This window comes from Maledivibacter sp., from assembly GCA_025210375.1.
Lineage (GTDB): Bacteria > Bacillota > Clostridia > Peptostreptococcales > Caminicellaceae > JAOASB01.
This window is the reverse complement of sequence record JAOASB010000052.1, coordinates 132,034-155,110: the sequence shown is the minus strand read 5'-3', so window position 1 is coordinate 155,110 and position 23,077 is coordinate 132,034. Positions and strand designations below refer to the sequence as shown.

The window sequence follows — 23,077 nt, the reverse complement described above, 5'->3', positions numbered from 1 at the left end:
AAATTCTAAAGCATTTTAGAAAAATGGGTTAGCAAATAATAGAATTAGTGCTACGATTAATCCATAGATACCTGTGGTCTCTGCAACCGCTGCACCAAGTAGCATAGTTCTAACAATATCACCTTGAGCCTCTGGCTGTCTTCCAACACCTTCAGCACCTTTACCCGCTGCATAACCCTGTCCAATCCCAGGTCCAATACCAGCTATCATAGCTAAACCTGCACCAATCGCTGAACACGCTTTTATTAAATCTACACCATTCATTCTACTTCCTCCTTTAAATACTCACTTTTAAATTTAGTCTTGAAAGATTTGTATAATATAACATTCATTATGTAATTTTGCCAAGTCAAAACTGTAAAATTCTCTTATCTAATAAATGGATTGGCAAAAATCAATACCAATGCAACTATTAAAGCGTAAATCCCTGTGGTTTGTGCCACTGCTTGCCCCAAAAACATGGTTCTCACAATAGCCGAATACAATTTTGGTCTTCTCCCCACTGCTTCTGTAGCCTTTCCCGCTGCATAACCCTGTCCTATCCCAGGTCCAATACCAGCTATCATAGAAAATCCTGCTCCAATAGCCGATGCAGCTAAGATTATGGAAGCTCCCTCAAAGTTAACTATTGGATTCCCATATAAGAGTATGATAGCAACTACTAAAGCTAAAATACCCGATGTTTCCGCTACAGCAGCACCTAAAAGCATAACCATGGTAGATTGCTTGCTACCTTTAGGGTTGAGACCTACGGCCTCAGCACCTTTTCCGGCTGCATAACCTTGTCCTATTCCAGGTCCAATACCAGCTATCATGGCAAGTCCTGCTCCAATAGCTGAGGCAGCGTAGATTAAGGTCTGCTTGTCGAAGCTTAGTAACCATGCAAAGAACTTTTCAATAAAGTTCATGCTGTTCATGCTGCTCTCCTCCTTCGTGAATCGTCACTGTTTTGAGGAAATTTTATAGAATCCAATTTACACTACAAAATCCGACCTCAAAGCATTTAAAATAAAACATTTAAGTTTTCAAAGCTTTTAATCCATACCCATTGATATAAATACCATAGTTAACATGGTGAAAATAAAAGATTGAAGTAATCCTGCAAATAAATCAAAGTAAATATGAAGCACCGCAGGAATCCCCGCCTGGAGTATTGGTATTCCAATACCTAACGAGGCACTTAAAAATCCAAGGGCATTATACAAAAGAACCATTATGATTACTCCACCAACAACATTACCAAACAAACGGAAAGCCAAAGATACCGGATTAGCAAGCTCTCCTATTATATTTAGGGGTAATAAAAATGGCATAGGCTCTAAATAACCCTTCATATAGCTTTTGACTCCATTTGACTTAATTGAATTATAATGAACCATAAAAAAGGTCATTATTGCAAGCCCCAATGTCGTATTAACATCGGCAGTGGGTGGTCTTAATCCAAACAAACCAGAAATATTTGCTATTCCTATAAAAAGTAAGAGAGTTCCCATATAGGGTGCAAAGTTCATCTTATCTTCCCCCATGGTTTGCTTCGTCAAATTGTATATAGATTCTACCAAAATTTCAACTATATTCTGAAATGTACTAGGGACCTTATCCAATTTCTTGCTAGCAAAATAGGCAAAAACAGTAAGCAAAAACATTATAAACCATGTCACAGTCACTGTTTGACTAATCACTATGCCCCCTGGTAGTTCTATAACTTTATAAGGTCCAAAACCGCCATTCATCTGTTGTCCTCCCTTCTCTTAAAAATTCTTCTGTAATATTCTTTACTATCAAATAAATGTGTTGAATATATGGCAAACTTCACTAAAAGCAAACCTGCAATCGTGGCTAATCCATTTAGATAATCCGCCTTTAGCGAAACTGCTATAACAACTCCAGTGGTAAGATATCTAAGCATGTATCTAGAAGACGTATAACCCTGTGCTTTCCCTGGGTTCATTGTAACTGCTCTCTCAATAGTCTTCCCTAAGTGGAGAAAATTCAATATGCCTATCAAGCCTCCAAAAACATATCCAAGAGCCCAAGCCTTTGGATTCTGTGAAGTAAAATAAGCTATTATAATCAAGATAGAGAGAATAATTAGCACTCTCTTTATAATCTTTTTTTCTAATTCATAGGTTTCAATCAATTATGTATCACTTCCTTTTATTTATTAACCTCATGGTGATTTTATACAAATTCAAAAAAGAAGAAGCAACTCCTAAGGCTATAAATATCAATAAAAAAATACTACCTGTACCTAGTTTTTCATCTATATAATTTCCGATAATTACGCATATTACTATAGGTAAAGCCATCATTAATCCAATTTGAGTTACGAAAACTAAGTTTTCATACATTTTATATTTACCATTTTTCATATTATCTATTATCTCCCAAGCTTAATTGCATTGTTTTCCTGTTTTAACCTTTTTAATACAAACCTTACATACTATATATAATATGCATTTTTAGTAATTAATAATTATGAAATATTACTCCATATTAGATTTTATAATACAATGAATATTTAGACAAGTATTATAATAATTTTTAAAAAAGTTTGTTAATTTTTTCTCTAATCGCGATTAAAATTTAATCACGTTTCGCATACAAATCTACTATTTCTATAATAGTATATTCGACATTTTTTTAAATTTTCCTGCTTTTTTAGATTAATTTTAATTTTTAAAATTTATGTATATTTTTAGAGAAAAAGTCAATACTAGTAATACGTAGAAAAGAGAGACTTTTTAAAATATGCTTTTGGTCCCCCTTTACATATTTTGAATTAGTCTCTCTTTTCTCTACTCAAAACATATGTCCTTAACATGAATTTTTGAAATATTTCCTTATAGCATCGACAATTCGCTCACTTGCTTTTCCATCACCATATGGATTGACCGCATTTGCCATTTTGTCATATTCCTCTTTGTTGTTTATTAATTCATCTGTTAGTTTAACTATGTTATCCTTTTCTATTCCTGCTATCTTAGCAGTTCCCGCTAATACCGCTTCTGGTCTTTCCGTTTCTGTTCTTAAAACAAGAACCGGTTTACCAAGAGCAGGTGCTTCTTCTTGTATGCCCCCTGAATCCGTTAAAATTATATCAGCTTTACCCATTAGATTTGCAAAGGGCTCATAATCAAGGGGGTTTATAAGGTGTACCCTAGGTATATTTTCTAGTATCCCAAAGGCTATTTCCCTAACCTTTGGATTGAGATGTACTGGGAAAATCACATGAACATCTTCATTTTTTAGTACTATCTCTTTTACTGCTGAAAATATGTTTTTCATTGGTTCCCCAAGATTTTCTCTCCTATGACAAGTAAGAAGAATAATCTTTTTATTTTTATAATCAATATCATTCAAGATATCATTTTCAAATTTATAGTCTTCATCAATTACATCTATTAAAGCATCAATTACTGTATTTCCAGTTACTATGATTTTATCTTTTCTTATTCCTTCATTTAGAAGATTTTCCTCATTTCCCTTTGTCGGTGCAAAATGAAGGTTTGCAATCCTTCCTGTAAGACTCCTGTTTGCTTCCTCGGGATAAGGGGAATACATATTACCGCTTCTCAGACCTGCCTCAACATGTCCTATTTCCACTTGGCCATAAAATGCTGCTAAAGCACCTACAAAGGTAGTGGTAGTATCTCCATGAACTAATATCATATGAGGCTTTGCAGCTTTTATAACCTCCTCTAATCCCATAAGGGCTCTACAGGTTATCTCACTCAAGGTTTGTCCAGCTTTCATTATATCCAAATCATAGTGTGGTAAAATATCAAAGAGATCTAGTACTTGATCAAGCATCTCCCTATGTTGGGCTGTAACACATACAATAGACTCTATGCCCTCTGCTTCCTCTAATTTTTTAACCACGGGAGCCATCTTTACCGCTTCTGGTCGTGTTCCAAAGATTGACATGATTTTTAACTTCTCGGAAGCTTTGTTATTTTCCTTCAATTTCTTCACCCTTTACAGATTAATGTACTGGCAAACAGCTTACAGATATCATAAAAAAGTGCCTCACGATCGGGAATTTCAAAACCTCAAACTTCATTTATTCTGAAACACCCGGGGCTGAATTAAAGAGATTGTCTTTAAAGACAACCCCTTTTTACTCTTTATTATTCGAAGTTTTTTCTTTTTGCATCCAGCTTTGATTGATGGGAACAGCCACAATGGCTGCTGTTATCACTAATACGATGGCACTATTTACATACTTTTGTTTTAATAATAATGCTGCACTCACTCCTAAAAAAGTACTTATCATATAAAGGGTCAATACAGCTCTCTTTTGTCCCATCCCAGTTGAAAGAAGTCTATGATGTAAGTGTCCCTTGTCTGCTTCCATGATAGGTCTTCCATTAAATGCCCTTCTCAGTATCGCAAAGGTAGTATCGAATATAGGAAGTCCTAATGCAAATATAGGAACAACCATAGCAAGGGCAGTAGCACCTTTGATAAATCCATTAATTGATATAGCTGCTAATATGAAACCTAGGAATAGGGAGCCCGTATCTCCCATAAATATCTTAGCTGGATTAAAATTAAAGGGTAAAAACCCTATACAGCTTCCAGCCAACGCTAAGGTCATCATTAGAGTTTCTTGACTATTAGATAATTCCGGCTTAGCATAGGCTACATAGGCTAAAGTCAATGCTGCAATAGCCGATATTCCCGCTGCTAATCCATCAAGTCCATCAATTAAATTTACAGTATTCGTAATACCTACTATCCAAAATATAGTTATCGGTATACTTAAAATACCAAGACCAACAGTTCCCTTATTGAGCAATGAAATCGTATCGGATTTAAGGAAATTCGTTATGTATTCTATTCTGATTCCAAATCCAACAAGTACACTTGCAGCGATTATTTGTACTACTAATTTTACCTTAGCCGGTAATGGTTTTATATCATCAACAAATCCCATCCCAACAATAATCGACGCTCCTAAAAGCATTCCTAATATTTCCTTATTGATCTCTAATAAATCCATTTTTACTAGCACTAATATTGTTAATATAAATCCTAAGAATATTGCCAAGCCACCTAGTCTTGGTATAGGATTCTTATGTACTCTTCTATCATCCTTTGGTATATCTATAGCTCCTAATTTATGAGCTAGTTTTTTTACTATAGGAGTTGATAAGAAGCTCACCACAGCTCCAAGGGCTGCAGGTAAAATAAACTTGGTCATAATACACACTCCTTGATATAACTTTGGGGTCAATTCTTATAAAGCATACAAGCTATCTTGTCAAAATAATTTTATACCAAATTCCTTATAATGTAAATAAGTTTTTGTTTTTGAAACAGATTTTTAACTGATTTTAGTCATACTTTATAAGCTTGATATTAGCCTCTTCAAGTATCTTAAGTGAAAGCTTATCTGGATAATTCCCCTTAAAGTATATCTCCTTTATACCAGCATTTATTGCCATTTTCGCACATAGTACACATGGCTGCAGGGTCACATATAGGGTAGCTCCCTTTATACTTACACCATGGTATGCAGCTTGGATCATTGCATTTTGCTCGGCATGGGTTCCTCTACAAAGCTCTGCTCTTTCACCAGAAGGAATATTTAGCTTTTCTCTATAGCAACCAATGTCTAAGCAATGGGGTGTATTGGCTGGGGCTCCATTATATCCAGTAGCAAGTATTCTTTTATCCTTAACTATAACTGCACCCACCCTTCGCCTTAAGCAAGTGGACCTAGTTTTTACGACCTCAGCCATTTCCATAAAATAATCGTCCCAATCCGGTCGCATATAGTTTCCTCCAATCTAGTCCAAAGACGTCTGATGACACCTTTGGAGTTCTAAGTTCTAAGTAATAAGCTCCAAGTTTTAAGGTTAATCTTTTGGGTCTTAGAAACAAAATCTATGTTACTTAAAAAGCATAGTCCATAAATACCTATATATTAATACCTTCTACATATTATTCACATTTCCTCTAGAATATTTCTAAATAGTACTTGCCATTTTGTACCTTTTTATTCTAGATGCAAGTTCTAAGTTTTAGGCCATGCTTTCACTATCCCCTGGGGATGATCCCTAGGCAACCAGCAAGACGATTCTTGTGGTTTTTCAAGTTTTTAGCTTCTGTACCACAAAAACTGTCCCCCTGATTGCCCTTAGGCCCCAATAGCGTTGACCCTAGTTACTTAGAAATTGCAACTAAAAATCCACACGGAAGTGTGGATTTTTCACTACTTGGTACCAAACAATCTATCTCCTGCATCACCTAGTCCAGGAACTATGTATGCATGATCATTTAGTTTTTCATCCACAGCTGCCACATAAATATCTACATCTGGATGCTCCTCATGTACTGCTGCTATTCCCTCGGGTGCTGCAATCAAACAAACCAGCTTGATATTTGTAGCTCCTCTTTCTTTTATAAATCTTATAGCCGCCTTTGCTGATCCCCCTGTAGCTAACATTGGGTCTACAATTAACAATTCTCTTTCGGGTACATCAGTAGGTAGTTTACAATAGTATTCCACGGGCTCCAAGGTCTCTGGGTCTCTATATAGCCCCACATGCCCTACTTTTGCCGCTGGAAGCAGATTTAAAAATCCATCCACCATTCCAAGTCCTGCCCTTAATATAGGAACAATGGCTAATTTTCTACCTGAAATAACCTTTGTTTTAGTCTTACATACTGGAGTCTCTATCTCAACTTCTTCCAATGGTAAATCCCTTGTCACTTCATAGGCCATCAGCATTGAAACTTCCTTAACCAATTCCTTGAATTCCTTTGTGCCAGTGTTTTTATCCCTAATCAATGTTAATTTGTGCTGCAATAATGGATGATCCATAATAAAAACCCTTTTCATTACAAACAACTCCCTTCAATTATTTAGAATATTTTATTTCTATATCTCCAATTTTTCCAACTCTTCTTTCGTGTCTTCCACCTTCAAATTCCTTTTCAAGCCATACATCTACAATTTTCAATGCTAGTCCAACACCAATGACCCTTTCTCCCAATGCTAAAACATTTGCATTATTATGGGCCCTCGACATCTCTGCTGAAAAAGTATCTGAAACAACGGCACATCTTATGCCTGGAACCTTATTGGCCGATATTGATATACCTATCCCGGTACCACAACATACTATTCCCCGGTCCCATTCCCCTGTTTTAACTGCCTCTGCTACTTTCATTCCAAACTCTGGATAGTCAACTGATTCTCCAGTATTAGTTCCATAATCTCTATATTCAATTCCCTTTTCCTCTAGATGCTTCTTAATGGCTTCCTTTAAGCTATAGCCACCATGATCACTTCCTATTGCTATCTTCAATTTACGTACCTCCTTTTCTAAAAAAGCATAAACCTATTATATATTCTACACTTTTTTTCATATTCCTTTTTTTATTTATAATATTTTTCAATTACATCTTTTAATGCATTTTCTATTTCATGGAAGCATGACTTATATACTTCTATATTCCCCCCATAGGGATCGGATATATCAATGGTCTCCATATTTCCATGGGCAAATTCCTTCAAGGTATGTACCCTTTCCTTTACATGGGGCATGGCATTTATGATTTGTAATTTATGATTTTTTGTCATGGTTAATATCAAATCAGCCTCTTCAACCATTTCTTTAGTAAGGGGTTTAGACCTATGACTACTTAAATCAATATTTTTTTCTTTTAAGGCATCTACTGCATTTTTAGAAGCTTTTTGTCCTTGTACAGCATAAGTTCCCCCTGACAATACCTTTATATCCCCATAACCATCTATTTCTTTTATAAGTTCCTTGAATATAGCCTCCGCCATACTACTTCTACAGGTATTGCCAGTGCATACAAATAGAATTGTTTTCATTGGTATACCTCCTTTTACTCTAAGGATATATGATATAGAGACTGCTCCCCATGTCACACTAATCCAAAGGATATATAAAATAGCAAAGATTAGATCAAAATATCTCTGCTAAAAAATCTAAACCTTAAGCATATTATATCCTGCCGCTTTCATTAATCTGTTCATTATTGCTTGTCCTATGTCCTTTTCATCAAAGGTTTCTGACAATATGATATCCACATCTTTTTCATCAAATTCTCTCAAAGTCTTAAAAAGATTCGATGCAACAGATTCTAATTTACCTCTACTACCAAGGGAAAGAATTAATCCCCCCTTATATTTATCCTTTGTTTCATCGGTAGCCATTATCCCAACTTTAAGCCCTTTGCATTCATTATTTTTCCTCATTTTCTCTATATTGAAAATTACATCATCCATATCCCCACTTATCAGTATAACATCGGCATTTGGAGAATAGTGTGTATACTTCATACCCGGTGCTTTGGGTATGAGCCGGCTATCTTCAGATTTTTGTAAAGCTGGGTCAACATCTACTCTTCCAACAACCCTTTCTAGTTCTTCCTTAGTTACTCCCCCGGGGCGCAAAATCATAGGAATATCCGTTGTTATATCCAGCACCGTAGACTCCACCCCAACAGCAGTATCCCCACCGCATACTATAGCATCCACTCTACCCTTTAAATCCTTTATGACATGTTCTTCCTTTGTTGGACTTGGTTTCCCCGATAAATTGGCACTTGGAGCAGCTACTGGAACTTGAGCCAATTCTATTAAGAGCTTAGCAATAGGATGTGATGGCATTCTTATGGCCACAGTATCCAATCCACCCGTGACAATCCTAGGTACTATGGAGGATTTCCTAAATATCAGCGTCAATGGCCCAGGCCAAAATTCATCAATTAGCTTATATGCCTTCTTGGGAAAATCCTTTACCAGCCCATTTATATCCTCGATTTTAGATATATGAATTATAAGTGGGTTATCCGATGGTCTTCCCTTGGCCTCAAATATTTTTTTGACAGCCCTTTCATCTAGAGCATTTGCCCCTAGTCCATAGACAGTTTCAGTGGGGAAGGTAACAGTCCCTCCCCTTTTTAATATCTCAGCACCATATTTTAACTGTACTATGTCTATATTTTCTTTATCAATATCAATTATCTTAGTTCTTATCATTTGTTATCAGTCCTTTATTCACTTCCAGCCATGGCAATTGACCCATAAGCAAAGAAATTAAGTAAAACTAATTCAACACAAGTTTTTCAATTACTCCTATATATTATACATAAAATTATGGTAGAGGTTAAGGGTAAATTAGAAGAAGCGTCCCCTTATGTTACTTTACTTTGTAATAATCAGCCCAACCATAAATCCAACCATAAGTCCAATACTAGATGCCCTTCCAATATGCAACTTACTTGAATTGGGTATGAGTTCTCCACAGGTTATATAAAGCATCGTCCCTCCTGCAAAGGCTAAACAAAATGCTATAAATTTCTCTGATATTTCACCTAAAAAAGCTCCTGCAAGGGCTCCTACTCCCATTGGCAACCCAACTAAAAACGTATATAGCACTACCTTGAGCTTCGATATCCCTCCAACCCTCATTGGAGCAGCCATGGATATACCCTCGGGTATATTATGTAACGCTATCACAATGGATATTCCAATACCTAAATCCTTTGTTGCCATAAATCCAGAGCCTATGGCCAGTCCCTCGGGAAAATTATGCAGAGCTAATCCTAAACCTATTAAAGTTCCCATTTTCACAAAATTTTTATTATTACTAAAGCTATTACTTATATGACTATGAAGTCCTTCGTCAATTAACATAATCATTAGCACACCCATTATTATACCTATCAAAACAACTAGAAAATTAGCTTTTTCAAAGGCCTCAGGCAAAAGATCAAAGCACACTATGGCGAGCATTATCCCAGCTGAAAATCCTAAAATAAAGCTTAGGCACCTATTTCCCGGCTTTCCCAAGCCAAGTGTAAAAAGTCCTCCTATACCAGTCCCTATAACTCCTACAGCAAAGCCCATAAGCGTTATATACAAAATATTATTCATATCTTTCCCCATTCCTTCTCTTCATTTATTTGCTATATAAATTTATATGAATTAAGAGGAAAGCTAATGCATATTAATGCCAAACACAAGGGGACGGTTCTTCTGTGTCGTTAAAAACGACACAGAAGAACCGTCCCCTTGTGTTTGAGCTGATTTAAGCCTCTGCCCTAGAAAAGCTCCATTTAAGTAAAGATGGTGTAATGAGGGTAGTTATTAATACCATCATTATTACCGCTGCCAATTGTTGCTTGCTTATTACATCCATGGCTACGCCTAGGTTTGCTATGATTATTGCCACTTCCGCCCGTGGAACCATACCAATACCTACTTGTAGTGCTTCTTTACCCTCAAATCCTGATATCTTGGCTCCGAACCCACAGCCTATAACCTTTCCCAATGCACCTAATACAACAAGAATTATTCCTATACTAAAGGCACCTATTGCGGATTTAATGTCTACACCTAGTCCTATGGCTACAAAAAATATAGGCGTAAACATTACAGAAGATATTTTATTGACTTCATGGGATAGCTTGTGTCTATGTGAAGTCATAGAGAAAACTACACCGGCAAAATATGCCCCTGTTATGGCTGCAACCCCTAGTTCTTCAGAGAAATATGCCAGTATAAAACAAAAGATTATGGCATATACGACTATTGAATCCTCTATATTTATACTCTTTGATATTTTTGCCAGTATCTTAATAAGTATATATCCAAGTATAAATGTCAAAATAAAGAAAATTACTATTTTACCCACAACAAGAAAAAGTCCACTATTGGCTCCGGGCTTTACTAAACCAATGATTACTGTTAATAAAACAATACCAATAACATCATCTATGATGGCCGCTCCTAATATCCCTATCCCTTGCTTACTCCTCATTTTACCTATCTCTCTTAGTGTTTGCACAGATATACTTACACTTGTAGCTGTGGCTATTACTCCCATAAATATGCTCGATAACATATTCCCTGTGACAAAGTATATACCCCCAGCTACAAGTAAAAATGGGGTGACAACTCCTCCGAGAGCTATCATGGACGATGATTTGCCGGATGCCTTCAATTCATTAACATCGGTCTCAAGTCCTGCAATGAACATTAGGAATATAACCCCAATTTCTGCTAAATGACTAATGGTATCGGTTTTTTCTATAATTCCCATTCCTAAAACTAATCCTGCCAATATCTGCCCTAGGACAGCGGGTTGTTTAAATCTTTTACTTATAATACCACCGATATTAGCGGCTAGTAGTATTATCCCTATATGAAGTAAAAATGCAAATTTAGATTCCACTTTAAAAACTCCCTTCAAATTAATTTTATTTAAATTAATCAGAAAGGAGTAGTTATGTTTTTGTCACACTAACATCCAGCATTTTCACACCTTCTTTTCCCTTAGTCATTCATTTTTTTTAGTATACTCCTCTTAATTATTTTTTGCAATAAATTTTTAAAAAATTTCTAATATTTATACTGTTATACTTGGATTCACAGGTACTCATGTACAATGAAAGCGCCTAAAAATTAAGGCGCTTCTTGAAAAAATGATCAAAAGGATGAGTAAGATATTTAGTTTATTTTTTTATCTGCCTTAGCTTAGTTTCTTTAGTTTTTCTGCTTGATCAGTAGTTATCAGTGCATCTACTACTTCATCGATTTCACCTTCTAAGAACTGACTAAGTTTATATAAGGTCAGATTTATTCTATGATCAGTTACACGGCTTTGAGGATAGTTATAGGTTCTGATCTTCTCACTTCTTTCCCCTGTACCAACCTGACTCTTTCTTTCCTCTGCTATTTCTGCATTTTGTTCCGCCATAATAGTATCATAAAGTCTTGCTTTTAAAACCTTCATAGCTTTTTCTTTATTTTTAAGCTGTGATTTTTCATCCTGACATGTCACAACTGTATTAGTAGGTAAATGGGTAATCCTTACGGCTGAATCCGTAGTATTAACACTTTGTCCTCCATTACCTGAAGACCTAAATACATCCACCCTCAAATCATTTTGATTAATTTCTATTTCTACATCATCGACTTCTGGAAGAACTGCAACCGTGGCTGTAGATGTATGGATTCTTCCCCCTGACTCAGTAGATGGTATCCTTTGCACCCTATGAACACCACTCTCATACTTGAGCCTTGAATAAGCTCCATTACCCTTAATCATAAATATTACTTCCTTGATTCCCCCTACCCCAGTTTCATTGCTGCTCATCATTTCTGTTTTCCAACGATTCTTCTCAGCATATCTTGAATATAATCGGAGTAATTCTCCCGCAAATAAGCCAGCTTCGTCTCCTCCAGCCCCTGCTCTTATTTCTACAATAACATTTTTTTCATCATTTGGGTCCTTAGGTATTAGAAGTATTTTCAGTTCACCTTCTAGGGGCTCCACTCTATCCTCTAATTCCTCAAGCTCCATTTTAGCCATTTCTCTTAATTCTTCATCCTTGCTTTCTTTTAAAATCCCCTTAGCTTCTTCGATGCCTGATTTAACTTCCTTATACTCCCTATATTTATCTACTATAGGCTTGAGAGAAGCATGCTCCTTTATAAGCTTTTGCCATGTTGGCTGATCACTAATTATCTCTGGATCAGATATTTTTTTACCCAAATCTTCAAATTTTTCTTCTATAAAATTCAACTTATCAAACATAATATCACCCCATATTAAAGTTCTAGGTTCCAAATTCTAAGTTCCAAGTTCTAGGATTCTGGTCAATCTTTTTTCATTTGCTTCAAAAACCAATTAGGTCGACTCTAAAACTTAGAACTTTATTTTCCCACTTACTACTCTTTCAATTCCTGCTAAATCCTTAGTTATTTCAATATCTATATATCTATTTTTCTCCTCCATTAGCTCCATAACCCTTCTTGCTTGGTCATGGCCAACTTCCAAGGCCATAAATCCACCCTGCCTCAAATACTTTGGAGCCCTATTTATTATTTCTTTATAAAAATCTAATCCATCTTTTCCACCATCTAATGCAATTCTAGGTTCAAACTTAGATACTTCTATTTGAAGATTTTCTATATCATCGGTAGGTATATAGGGGGGATTTGAGACTAAGACATCTATCCTACCCTCTATGCCCATATTACTTAATGGATCAAACAAGCTTCCATTTAAAAAGCTTATTTTAGGCAACATATCATGCTCTTCAGCGTTTCTTCTAGCTATGTCTAACGCCTTTTTAGATATATCTATTGAATAAACATGGGAATTTCTAATATATTTTGCCAAGGTAATAGTTATGGCACCACTACCGGTCCCTATGTCCACAATACTGCATATGGATTCCTTGTCTATGCTGTCTAAGACCTTCTCTATTAATATCTCAGTATCTGGTCTTGGAATCAGCACTCCTTCCTCCACATAAAAATCCAGTCCCATAAACTCTTGCCTGCCTATTATATATTGCACCGGGACTCCATAAAGCCTTTTCTCAATCATTCCATTATATTTACATATCTCTTCATTAGTCAATACTCTTTCTTTATTTACTATAAGATATAATCTATCAACCCTTAACACATGACAAAGTATAACTTGGGCATCCAATAATGGTGTACCTGCCTTGTGTTCCAATTTCTTGCTAGCTTCTTGTAAAGCTTTATGAATAGTTATCATATGTCCAAATCCCCATCTACTAATACATTTTTTAAAGCTTCAATAGCTACCTCCAACTGTTTATCATCGGGTTCCTTAGTGGTAAGCTTCTGGAGCATCAGCCCTGGGTAGCTCAGTATACCCACTAGCTTTGACTTACTCTTTCCTGCTATCTTTATGATTTCATAGGAAATCCCTGCAACTAAAGGAAGTAATACCAGCTTAGTAAGCACTCTTTGCACTGGACTTTCCCATCCTATAAAGGAAAACAAAACTATGCTAATGACCATTACAAAAACTAAGAAACTAGTCCCACACCTTGGATGAAGAGTTGTGAACTCCCTAGCATTTTCTGGAGTTAATGATTTTCCACTCTCATAGCAGAAGATCACTTTATGTTCTGCACCATGATATTCAAAAACTCTTCTTATTTCCTTAAGTCTAGATATAAGTATAATATATCCAATGAACATAAAAATTTTCAAAATTCCTTCAAATCCACTGAGTACTACTTGATTCGAGAATCTAGTTTTTAAAAAATTGATTAGAAAGGTAGGTATAAACATAAAGATTACTAAAGCCATCGCTATAGCCAATGCCACAGAAAAGTAAGTGATTATATCATCTGATTTATCTCCAAATTTTTCTTCAAGCCATTTCTCAAATTTACCTTTTTCTACTTCACTATCTATTTCTTCAAAAACTTCTGCCGAATAGGTTATGGCCCTTACCCCCACTACCATTGAATTAAAAAAGGCTATTATTCCTCTGATAATAGGCACCTTATAAAGGGGAGATTTTTCTATTTTACCTATGGGCTCTTTCTTTATTACTATTTCACCATCGGATTTTCTAACAGCCATGGCAATACCATGGGGACTCTTCATCATCACACCTTCAATCAAGGCCTGCCCACCTACAGCCCCGGGCTGTATTCTTTTGGCTTTATCTTTCAATTCCATATTTTCTCCTTCTTTTAGGGTTTAGTATAGATAGAGCAAATTGCATAATTACTTTCTATAAAAACAATCTACTCCATGTAGTTTAAAGATCTTCAAAGCTATACCACCAAATATGCTTATATCTTAAGTAATTAAATTAAGGATGATATTTGCATATGCAATTGTGCCAAGTAAGAGTTATGCAATTTCCTTGATAAACAACATTAAGACTTAAAATATATTAAACTTTGAAGTTGTTTATGTTTATATTAATCTATCACTCCATTATACATTAATTTTAGTTTCTAATCAATGAGGGGCAAAAGCGTGTGACGATGCGTTTTAAGTTACAGGTTCCAAGTTGCAGGTTGCAAGTTCCAGGGTCATTCTTTCAAGTCTTGAAAATAAAAAAGTACCATAACAAGCTTCAACATTGTCATAGTACTATATATATTTAGTTATTATTAATAACTATCAAAATTATGTATCCATAACTTTTTACTCCTAATCCCTAGGTACTTCATGGTGCAATCTACATCTAGCCTCATAGCTTTCTGTAGCTCCTACGAGAACTATGGGATCAGAATATTTTGCCGGTTTTCCATTTATTAGTCTTTGGGTTCTGTGGGCTGGATTTCCACATGTCATACATATAGCACTCAGCTTGTCTACAAATTCTGCAATTGCCATAAGCTTTGGTGTTGGTCCAAAGGGTTCTCCACGAAAGTCCATATCCAATCCTGCTGCTATTACTCTTTTACCTTTATCGGCTAAATCCTTTATTATATCTATTATTTCTTCATCAAAAAATTGAACCTCATCTACCCCAACCACCTGGGTATCGTCATCTATGTATTTATATATATCCTGTGGATCACATATATTTATTGCGTTTATCTTAGACCCATTATGGGACACAACATTTTTCTTACAATATCTGTCATCGATGGAGTGTTTGAATACTATCACATTCTGTTTTGCAATCTCAGCTCGTTTTAATCTTCTTATGAGTTCTTCACTCTTCCCACTATACATTGGTCCTACTACAACTTCTATCCATCCATGGTGATTAGGTCCATACATGTTACTTGTCCTCCCTTTTTCACATTTTAACAATATAAAATAAGGTTAGAGAAATTTATCTCTAACCTCAAAATCTTCTTAGAACATTTTTATTATTTCATGCCGTATTTTTTCTTGAATTTCTCTGCTCTTCCGCCACGCTCTACAGTTTTTTGATTTCCTGTGTAGAATGGATGGCATTCAGAACAAATTTCTAATCTGATTTCATCCTTAACTGATTTAGTTTCAAATGTATTACCACAAGCACATCTTACTGTACATTTGTCGTATTTTGGATGGATTCCTGTCTTCATGGGTTTCACCTCTTTCATTAAGTTTCTCTCTATATATTAATAATATTTTATGCAAATGTCAACCATTATATTTTAGCATATTTATCTTGATTATTCAAGGTTTGTTTAAACATATTTTGATGTATAAATCAAAGTTTTGACTGGAATGTGTATAAGCCTATAATATCTTCTTACTCATTATTTCCATAAATTCATTATTATTTTTTGTGGCTATTAGTTGATTGATTATAGCCTCCGTAACTTCGTATGTAGGGTTATTGCTCATAGCCCTTCTTATATTCCATATTGTTCCAAGCTCTTTTTGACTAAGAAGTAATTCCTCTCTTCTAGTACCGGATTTTTTAATATCCACAGCTGGGAAGATTCTCTTTTCCGATAGCTTTCTATCTAGATGCAGCTCCATATTTCCTGTTCCCTTAAATTCCTCGAAGATTACATCATCCATTCTACTGCCTGTCTCAACTAATGCAGTGGCTAATATAGTTAAGCTTCCACCTTCTTCTATGTTTCTAGCAGCTCCAAAAAATCTCTTTGGTTTATGAAGGGCCGCAGGATCAAGCCCACCGGATAAAGTTCTACCAGTAGCAGGTATTGTTAAGTTGTAGGCCCTTGCAAGCCTAGTGATACTATCCAAAAGAATAACTACATCTTTTTTCTGTTCAACAAGTCTTTGGGCTCTGTCTAATACCATCTCTGCAACCTTTATATGATGATTTGGAAGCTCATCAAAGGTAGAGTATATAACCTCCGCATCTATGGAACGTTTCATATCCGTAACTTCTTCTGGTCTTTCATCGATTAAAAGAACTATAATTTCAGCCTTAGGGTAATTTAAAGATATGCTTTTGGCAATTTTCTGTAGTAAAATAGTTTTTCCTGCCTTTGGAGGAGCCACTATTATACCTCTTTGCCCTTTTCCAATAGGAGCTATAAAATCAATGAGTCTCATTGAAAGATCCGATGAATTAGCTTCTAAAGTTATTCTTTCATTTGGATAAATAGGGGTAAGATTTTCAAAGTTAGGTCTTTTAGCAGCAACTTCTGGGGCATCACCGTTTACTTTCTGAACATAGAGAAGAGCCCTAAATTTTTCACTGCTTTTGGCTGGTCGGGTAATTCCCGATACCTTATCACCTGTTTTTAAGTTGAATTTTCTTATTTGAGAAGGAGAAACATATACATCTAATTCACTTGATAAAAAATTGTGAAATCTCAGAAATCCAAATCCACCATCGGGCATTATCTCTAGAACACCTTCTACTACATCAGCTTCATTATTCCTCTTGATTTCATCATTAATCTTCTCCGGCAGCTTTTGCCTTGAAATATTTTTATCCATCTTCTTAGCTTGCTTGTCATTAGATTGATTATCATTAGCTCCCTTATCATCTGTACTATCAGTTTTCTTATCCTTTGAGTTTTCTAAAATAACATTCATAAGCTCATTCTTTTTAAATTTTGAATAGCCTTTAATATTTAGCTTTCTAGCAATTTCCCTTAGATCCGATAGCTTTTTACTTTCCAATTGTACTAAGTCCAAATTTGCACCTCCGCATTATTGAGATTAAGATTGAAGATGTAGTCATACCTCTTCAGTCCTTTTAGACCTTAAAATACAACTACAATACTCAATTCAATCTTAAATCTTAATCTTATAATCTATTTTGCATACTTAGGTTTCTTTTCCATATCATGAATAGCTTCTATAAACCTAATTGTTCCTGTTTCCGATCTCATTATCACAGAATGAGTTATACATTTATTATGGGCTAGATATTTAACTCCCTTTAACAGATCTCCATCGGAAACACCTGTTGCTGCAAAGTATACTTCATTTCCCTTTGCTAAATCCTCTAACAATAATACCTTGCCAGGGGAAACCTCCATTTTATTACATCTCTCTATTTCTTCATCACTCATTGGTGTCAACATACCCTGCATTTCCCCACCTAAACATTTTAAAGCTGCTGCAGCTATAACTCCTTCTGGGGCACCACCTTTACCGATTAGCACATCTATCCCTGTATGGTCAAAACAAGTAGCAATGGCCGCGGCAACATCACCATCTTGAAATAATTGTATTCTACAGCCTAGTTCTCTACACTCTTTCATTATATCATTGTGTCTTTCTCTATCAAGCATAGTTACTGTAAGATCAGTAATATCTTTATCAAGGGCCTTTGCTATTTTAAGCATATTCTCCTTTATTGACGCATTTAAATCAATAACACCCTTTGCTTTTGGTCCAACAGCAAGCTTATACATATAAGTATCCGGAGCCTCTAAAAGACACCCTCTAGGAGCCATTGCAACAACGGATACGGCATTTGCCAAACCCTTGGCAACACAATTTGTGCCATCCAATGGATCAACTGCTATATCAACCTTTGGAGAATCCGGTCCACATGCACCGATTTGCTCTCCTATATACAGCATAGGGGCTTCATCTAATTCCCCTTCACCTATAACAACAATTCCATCGATATCCATAGTATCAAACATTTTTCTCATATTATCTACTGCACCCTGATCCGCCAAATTTTTATCTCCGCGTCCCATATATTTTGCACTTCCTAATGCAGCAGCTTCCGTAACCCTTACAAGATTGATAGCCAAATTTCTATCCATAAAATAATCTTCCTCCTCAATATATTTAGAGTATAGTAGTCATAAAAACAAACTATATTCATCGCAATAAATCCCTTGCATCTTGACTTATCAAAATCATTGGTTATTTGAAAAATCAAAATGTAGGTCTATTAGTGCGTTGTATATAACAAATGTTTCCTTAAAATTATCATACCTTTACATACTTATTATATAATATCAAATTATTATTAAATATCTAGGGAAATATGATAAAAAGAAGATAACTTTTATTTAATCTGAATAAACAACTTCAGGATTATAAGTCTAGTATCGTTTACCTATAGAAAGGATTTTAACCCACATTGTCTTGAGACTTGTGATTTATTCGTAACCATTATAACACAATTTATAATTAAATGCGACCAATCTAAAATTCCTATTGTATTAAAACTCCCTATATCATGGGATTTGCTTATATATCTAATTATTACAGTTTTATTACACATATTATACATTTTTTTTAAATATTTGAGTAAAAAGGTATATACTAAAGTAGTTATGATATATTTATAGTAAGAAGAAATAGGACAAAATTACTTTTATTTGTATACTGCCATATTATCCTATAATACTATGCAGCATTAAACTTAATGAAAAGAAATTTGGGGAGGTGCTTTTATGAAAAGAAAACTATCTATATTAATGTCACTCTTTATATTCTTAAGTTTTCTAAATATAAATGTATATGCAGTTGCACCTGATGATGAACCACAGGTGATAAAGGTTAAGTTAAATGGAAAAACATTAGAATTTGATACTGACCCTATCATTGAAAATGATAGAACTATGGTTCCTATGAGAACCATATTTGAACACCTTGGAGCAAAAGTTGATTGGCATGAGGAAATACAAACAGTTACTGGATATAGAAGATATAAGGATATTTCAGATGTGTTCATAAAGCTTAAGATTGGAGACAAGATAGCATATAGAAATGGAAACAGCTTCACCTTGGATTCTCCTCCAATTATACGAGATGATAGAACCTTGGTTCCTGTGAGATTTATTTCTCAAAGCTTTGGCTTTGCCGTTAAATGGGATGATAAAAATAGGACTGTATTGTTAAGCTCCGATGATGACAATGTAAAAGAGCCTAAGTTGATAGATGATATCTCATACATATCTAAGTACTTTGACCCTGGTGTTAATGTCATGATACCTGAGTATTGGGATAGCTCTGATGATTCTAATAAATTTGGATATAAAGATGATGAAAACAGTATTCAAATGCTTGTAAATATTGAAGAGTTTGAAGCACTTAAAGGCTTAGACCAATTTACCGAAGAAAATAAGTCCGCAATTTTAGATAATTATAAGGATAAAGTTGTATTCACTGGAAGTGATAGGTTGACCATCAATAATATCGATGTGAATATTGTTTATTTGAAAAATTCTGCTGTGACTCCTGAAATAAATCAAGTTGTATACTACTTTATTTCTTCCAACTATGGTTATAGTGTAACTTTTTCATACCACTCTAAATCCAACGATAGTCAGCTTTTAACTATGATATCAAATATAATCAATACAATTGAAGTCAATGGTGTGATCAGTACTCAAGGTGAACATTATATAGAATATAATGCATTTTTCGATTATGGTATAACCCTAAGCTCCGAGATTTCTCCAACAATGGAGGTTCACAATGAATTTGACTTTAAAGGCACCATAAAAGAGGATAGTGATTTAGAATACTTTGTTATTACTGTATCTAAGAAAAATGATAAATCTAATAAAATTGAAAGTTGTCGATTCAAGATACCTATTATGAACAACGAATTTAATTCAAAGCTGTATACTCCCTTTGAACTAGGTAAGCACAATATAGATATAATGACCAATGAATCCAATGATAATAATAGGATAATGCAATTTAGTGTGCTAAATTATAGCGCCCAGAATATAAGATATATTATTCCAAGTCTATTTGTTGAAAAGGATGATGTGGATATTGTGGCTTTAGCTAAGGAAATTGGTGAAGGCGTAGACAAAAAATATCTTAATGACTCCCATAAAGCAAAGGCAATCTTTGAATGGATATATGAAAATATAGAATACGAACCAGAAGCAGTAAGCCAATCCCCTAGAAGCGCTAAAATGGTATTAACCGATAAGAAGGGAAGTAATGAAGAAATATCCTATTTATATGCTGCATTACTTAGAGCATCAAATATTCCTACTAAAATAAGAAAGGGTAAGCTTCAGGAAGCTTATCATACATGGAATGAGATATTGATCAATGGAAAATGGATTATCGCTGATCCCACTTGGGGCAGCGGATATGTAGATGATGAGAATATGATCAAAAAACTTAATCTAGATTACTTTAATATAAATAAGACTATTTATGAAAATAAATTTACGGACATAACTACACTTGAGCATTAAAAAGCTATTTATGTCGATCTCTAGGGCTAGTTTAGAAACTTGCTGAAAATACATAATGAAATCTAAATAAAAATCGAAGGCTGTTGAGAAACCCAAATTTCTCAACAGCCTTTAATTTTCACTCTATTTATTTGATTTTTCCGAGTCTGAATTAAATTTCTCTATACCTATATCCGTCAATGGATGCTTTAACATTTGTTTGAATACTTTATATGGAACCGTTGATATATGCGCTCCCTGAAGGGCCGACTCCGTTACATGCATTGGATGCCTTATGCTTGCAGCGATGATCTCTGTGTCTATTCCATGGATATCAAAAATCTGTGCTACTTCGCTAATAAGCGTCATGCCGGCATTACCTATATCATCCATTCTACCCACAAAAGGACTTACAAAGCTTGCCCCAGCCCTAGCCGCAAGTAAAGCTTGATTTGCTGAAAATATCAAGGTGCAATTTGTCTTTATACCTTTTTTACTCAAACCCTTTATAGCCTTCAGACCCTCTTCCGTCATAGGAATCTTTATAACAATATTTTCATGCATACTTGCCAAGGCTTCTCCATCTTGAATCATATCCTCCGCATTTTCTGCAACTACCTCTGCACTTATTGGCCCATCTACTATGGTAACTATCTCATTTATTACTTCCTTTAAATCTCTTCCTGCCTTAGCTATAAGGGATGGATTTGTAGTAGCCCCTGCCAATACTCCCCATTCACTAATTTCCCTTATTTCATCAATATTTGCAGTATCAATAAAAAGCTTCATTTCAAACCTCCTTGATGAGAAAACATATGTGGCTTCTCTACACAAAACCCTAATTTAATAGGACATATATGATTAACCCCTATAGTATATTCACCTATTTCTTCTTTATACCCAATATCTCCCTTGCTTCATTAGGAGTGGCTACTTCTCTTCCCATTTCTTTAGCAATTCGTACTATTCTTTCTACCAACTGAGCATTCGACTCAGCCAATATACCCTTTGAATAATAAACATTATCCTCAAAACCGACCCTTACATTTCCACCAAGGATAATAGCCATAACGGCGAGGGGAAGCTCATCCTTGCCTATTCCCGCAACCGTCCAAGTAGAACCATCGGGTATGCTTCTTAACATATACATCAAATCCTCTGGGGTTCCTGGACAAGCTCCCGGTACTCCAAGGACAAAATCAAAGTGTAAGGGAGAATCAATAAAACCCTTTTTAACTAATCCTATGGCATTATTTATCATTCCTCTTTCAAATACTTCTATCTCCGGCTTTACTCCAAGCTCCTTCATTCTCTTAGCAAACTTTTCAATATACTCCTGGGAGTTCATGAACACATCGGGTCCAAAATTACATGTTCCACAGCTAAGAGTCGCCATTTCTGGAGCCAGCTCAACGGGCTGTAACCTTTCATCGGCTGAATGCCATACAGCTCCTCCAGTGGAAGGCTGAACTATTATATCACACTTTTCTTCGATCTTTTCCTTGATTTTCTTATAAACCTCATATTCTTGAGTAGGACTGCCTTCGTTATCCCTAGCATGAACATGTACTATGGAAGCTCCTGCCTTGTAGCATTCATAAGCGGCCTCAGCAATCTCATCAGGAGTCACCGGAAGATTTGGCTGTATTTCCTTAGTTACCTCTGCCCCAGTTAAAGCAGCAGTAATAATCAATTTTTCCATAAGAAACATCATCTCCCATTCATTCTAAATTCTAATATGTATCTAAATCATAAAGCATACTAAAAGGTCGACCCTAAAACTTAGAACTTTCCACTTAGGACTTAGAACTATTTCCTCTGCTTATCCTTAGGCACTACACAAGTCCCTACTGCCCTACACACCACTATAGGTTCCTCTAGTAAATCACATGCTGAATCGCTTAAATCTGGTCTTGGAATTATTACCTTTCTAGCTTCAAACTTCATTTTTCTTGAAGAATTTCCAACCTTGGTTATTTCCCCAACGGCTTCGATGTAATCTCCTGCATACACAGGTGCATTAAATTCTACACTCTCATAACCTGCAAATAGACCTTCGTCACCATCCTGTCTGATCAATAATTCAGTAGCCACATCACCAAATAGCTGAAGCATCTTTGCACCATCAACTAAATTTCCACCATAGTGAGCATCGTGCATGCTCATTCTCATTCTTATCATTGCCTTTTCCATAAATTCATAC

General features: G+C 35.4%; 25 protein-coding genes. 1 reads left to right on the top strand and 24 read right to left on the bottom strand.

The genetic code is table 11. The features are described 5' to 3' along the window. Window positions 1-15 precede the first annotated feature (15 nt). The 21 genes from atpE (N4A68_18345) to glpX all read right to left on the bottom strand — a co-directional run bounded on the left by atpE (N4A68_18345) (window position 16) and on the right by glpX (window position 18,486). Entirely contained in the window at window positions 16-264 is a 249-nt protein-coding gene (gene atpE / locus N4A68_18345) for an ATP synthase F0 subunit C (protein MCT4566258.1), read from the bottom strand. Between the two features lie 104 nt (window positions 265-368). Continuing rightward, on the bottom strand, window positions 369-917 hold the full coding sequence (gene atpE / locus N4A68_18340; GenBank protein MCT4566257.1) for an ATP synthase F0 subunit C: 549 nt from the start codon (window positions 915-917) through the stop codon (window positions 369-371). A gap of 117 nt (window positions 918-1,034) precedes the next feature. After that, entirely contained in the window at window positions 1,035-1,733 is a 699-nt protein-coding gene (gene atpB, locus N4A68_18335; protein MCT4566256.1) for a F0F1 ATP synthase subunit A, read from the bottom strand. Then, window positions 1,730-2,140, bottom strand: coding sequence for an ATP synthase subunit I (locus N4A68_18330; protein ID MCT4566255.1), 411 nt, complete (start codon window positions 2,138-2,140; stop codon window positions 1,730-1,732). Before N4A68_18330 ends, atpB begins: the two co-directional genes overlap by 4 nt. A gap of 7 nt (window positions 2,141-2,147) precedes the next feature. Then, entirely contained in the window at window positions 2,148-2,372 is a 225-nt protein-coding gene (locus tag N4A68_18325; GenBank protein MCT4566254.1) for an AtpZ/AtpI family protein, read from the bottom strand. A 445-nt stretch (window positions 2,373-2,817) separates the two neighbouring features. Continuing rightward, the gene (gene wecB / locus N4A68_18320) at window positions 2,818-3,927 is read right to left on the bottom strand and encodes a UDP-N-acetylglucosamine 2-epimerase (non-hydrolyzing) (protein ID MCT4566253.1); all 1,110 of its coding nucleotides are present in this window, start codon (window positions 3,925-3,927) and stop codon (window positions 2,818-2,820) included. 193 nt (window positions 3,928-4,120) lie between these two features. After that, window positions 4,121-5,206, bottom strand: coding sequence for an undecaprenyl/decaprenyl-phosphate alpha-N-acetylglucosaminyl 1-phosphate transferase (locus N4A68_18315; protein MCT4566252.1), 1,086 nt, complete (start codon window positions 5,204-5,206; stop codon window positions 4,121-4,123). A 133-nt stretch (window positions 5,207-5,339) separates the two neighbouring features. After that, the gene (locus N4A68_18310) at window positions 5,340-5,780 is read right to left on the bottom strand and encodes a cytidine/deoxycytidylate deaminase family protein (GenBank protein ID MCT4566251.1); all 441 of its coding nucleotides are present in this window, start codon (window positions 5,778-5,780) and stop codon (window positions 5,340-5,342) included. Window positions 5,781-6,220: 440 nt separating this feature from the next. Continuing rightward, window positions 6,221-6,850 carry a uracil phosphoribosyltransferase gene (gene upp, locus N4A68_18305; protein ID MCT4566250.1) on the bottom strand — a complete coding sequence of 210 codons (630 nt, stop codon included), beginning with the start codon at window positions 6,848-6,850 and terminating at the stop codon, window positions 6,221-6,223. Between the two features lie 19 nt (window positions 6,851-6,869). Next, window positions 6,870-7,319: a ribose 5-phosphate isomerase B gene (gene rpiB, locus N4A68_18300; protein MCT4566249.1), complete on the bottom strand. Its 450-nt coding sequence runs from the start codon at window positions 7,317-7,319 to the stop codon at window positions 6,870-6,872. Window positions 7,320-7,390: 71 nt separating this feature from the next. Then, complete coding sequence (locus N4A68_18295; protein MCT4566248.1) at window positions 7,391-7,852, bottom strand: low molecular weight protein arginine phosphatase; 462 nt, start codon at window positions 7,850-7,852, stop codon at window positions 7,391-7,393. 117 nt (window positions 7,853-7,969) lie between these two features. Continuing rightward, window positions 7,970-9,022: an L-threonylcarbamoyladenylate synthase gene (locus tag N4A68_18290; protein ID MCT4566247.1), complete on the bottom strand. Its 1,053-nt coding sequence runs from the start codon at window positions 9,020-9,022 to the stop codon at window positions 7,970-7,972. A gap of 168 nt (window positions 9,023-9,190) precedes the next feature. Then, the gene (locus N4A68_18285) at window positions 9,191-9,922 is read right to left on the bottom strand and encodes a ZIP family metal transporter (protein MCT4566246.1); all 732 of its coding nucleotides are present in this window, start codon (window positions 9,920-9,922) and stop codon (window positions 9,191-9,193) included. 154 nt (window positions 9,923-10,076) lie between these two features. Further along, window positions 10,077-11,222 (bottom strand): cation:proton antiporter, encoded by a 1,146-nt coding sequence (locus tag N4A68_18280; protein MCT4566245.1) that lies wholly within the window; start codon window positions 11,220-11,222, stop codon window positions 10,077-10,079. Window positions 11,223-11,519: 297 nt separating this feature from the next. Further along, window positions 11,520-12,587 (bottom strand): peptide chain release factor 1, encoded by a 1,068-nt coding sequence (prfA, locus tag N4A68_18275; protein ID MCT4566244.1) that lies wholly within the window; start codon window positions 12,585-12,587, stop codon window positions 11,520-11,522. Window positions 12,588-12,698: 111 nt separating this feature from the next. After that, window positions 12,699-13,562 (bottom strand): peptide chain release factor N(5)-glutamine methyltransferase, encoded by an 864-nt coding sequence (prmC, locus tag N4A68_18270; GenBank protein ID MCT4566243.1) that lies wholly within the window; start codon window positions 13,560-13,562, stop codon window positions 12,699-12,701. Continuing rightward, window positions 13,559-14,503 carry a DUF1385 domain-containing protein gene (locus N4A68_18265; protein ID MCT4566242.1) on the bottom strand — a complete coding sequence of 315 codons (945 nt, stop codon included), beginning with the start codon at window positions 14,501-14,503 and terminating at the stop codon, window positions 13,559-13,561. Before N4A68_18265 ends, prmC begins: the two co-directional genes overlap by 4 nt. Window positions 14,504-14,986: 483 nt before the next feature. After that, entirely contained in the window at window positions 14,987-15,565 is a 579-nt protein-coding gene (locus N4A68_18260) for a thymidine kinase (protein MCT4566241.1), read from the bottom strand. A gap of 92 nt (window positions 15,566-15,657) precedes the next feature. Then, window positions 15,658-15,858 carry a 50S ribosomal protein L31 gene (gene rpmE, locus N4A68_18255; GenBank protein ID MCT4566240.1) on the bottom strand — a complete coding sequence of 67 codons (201 nt, stop codon included), beginning with the start codon at window positions 15,856-15,858 and terminating at the stop codon, window positions 15,658-15,660. Window positions 15,859-16,015: 157 nt separating this feature from the next. Beyond that, window positions 16,016-17,398 (bottom strand): transcription termination factor Rho, encoded by a 1,383-nt coding sequence (rho, locus tag N4A68_18250; GenBank protein ID MCT4566239.1) that lies wholly within the window; start codon window positions 17,396-17,398, stop codon window positions 16,016-16,018. A gap of 119 nt (window positions 17,399-17,517) precedes the next feature. Continuing rightward, entirely contained in the window at window positions 17,518-18,486 is a 969-nt protein-coding gene (glpX, locus tag N4A68_18245) for a class II fructose-bisphosphatase (protein MCT4566238.1), read from the bottom strand. A 639-nt stretch (window positions 18,487-19,125) separates the two neighbouring features. On the opposite strand from glpX, the gene N4A68_18240 reads away from it, so the two are divergent. Beyond that, complete coding sequence (locus N4A68_18240; GenBank protein ID MCT4566237.1) at window positions 19,126-20,895, top strand: stalk domain-containing protein; 1,770 nt, start codon at window positions 19,126-19,128, stop codon at window positions 20,893-20,895. A gap of 123 nt (window positions 20,896-21,018) precedes the next feature. Here the strand turns inward: N4A68_18240 and fsa are convergent, their stop codons facing one another. The 3 genes from fsa to N4A68_18225 all read right to left on the bottom strand — a co-directional run bounded on the left by fsa (window position 21,019) and on the right by N4A68_18225 (window position 23,067). Continuing rightward, the gene (fsa, locus tag N4A68_18235) at window positions 21,019-21,663 is read right to left on the bottom strand and encodes a fructose-6-phosphate aldolase (GenBank protein MCT4566236.1); all 645 of its coding nucleotides are present in this window, start codon (window positions 21,661-21,663) and stop codon (window positions 21,019-21,021) included. A 94-nt stretch (window positions 21,664-21,757) separates the two neighbouring features. After that, window positions 21,758-22,576, bottom strand: coding sequence for a 3-keto-5-aminohexanoate cleavage protein (locus N4A68_18230; GenBank protein MCT4566235.1), 819 nt, complete (start codon window positions 22,574-22,576; stop codon window positions 21,758-21,760). 107 nt (window positions 22,577-22,683) lie between these two features. Then, a complete protein-coding gene (locus N4A68_18225) occupies window positions 22,684-23,067 on the bottom strand; it encodes a 3-aminobutyryl-CoA ammonia lyase (protein ID MCT4566234.1) in 384 nt (127 codons plus the stop codon). Window positions 23,068-23,077: the final 10 nt, after the last annotated feature.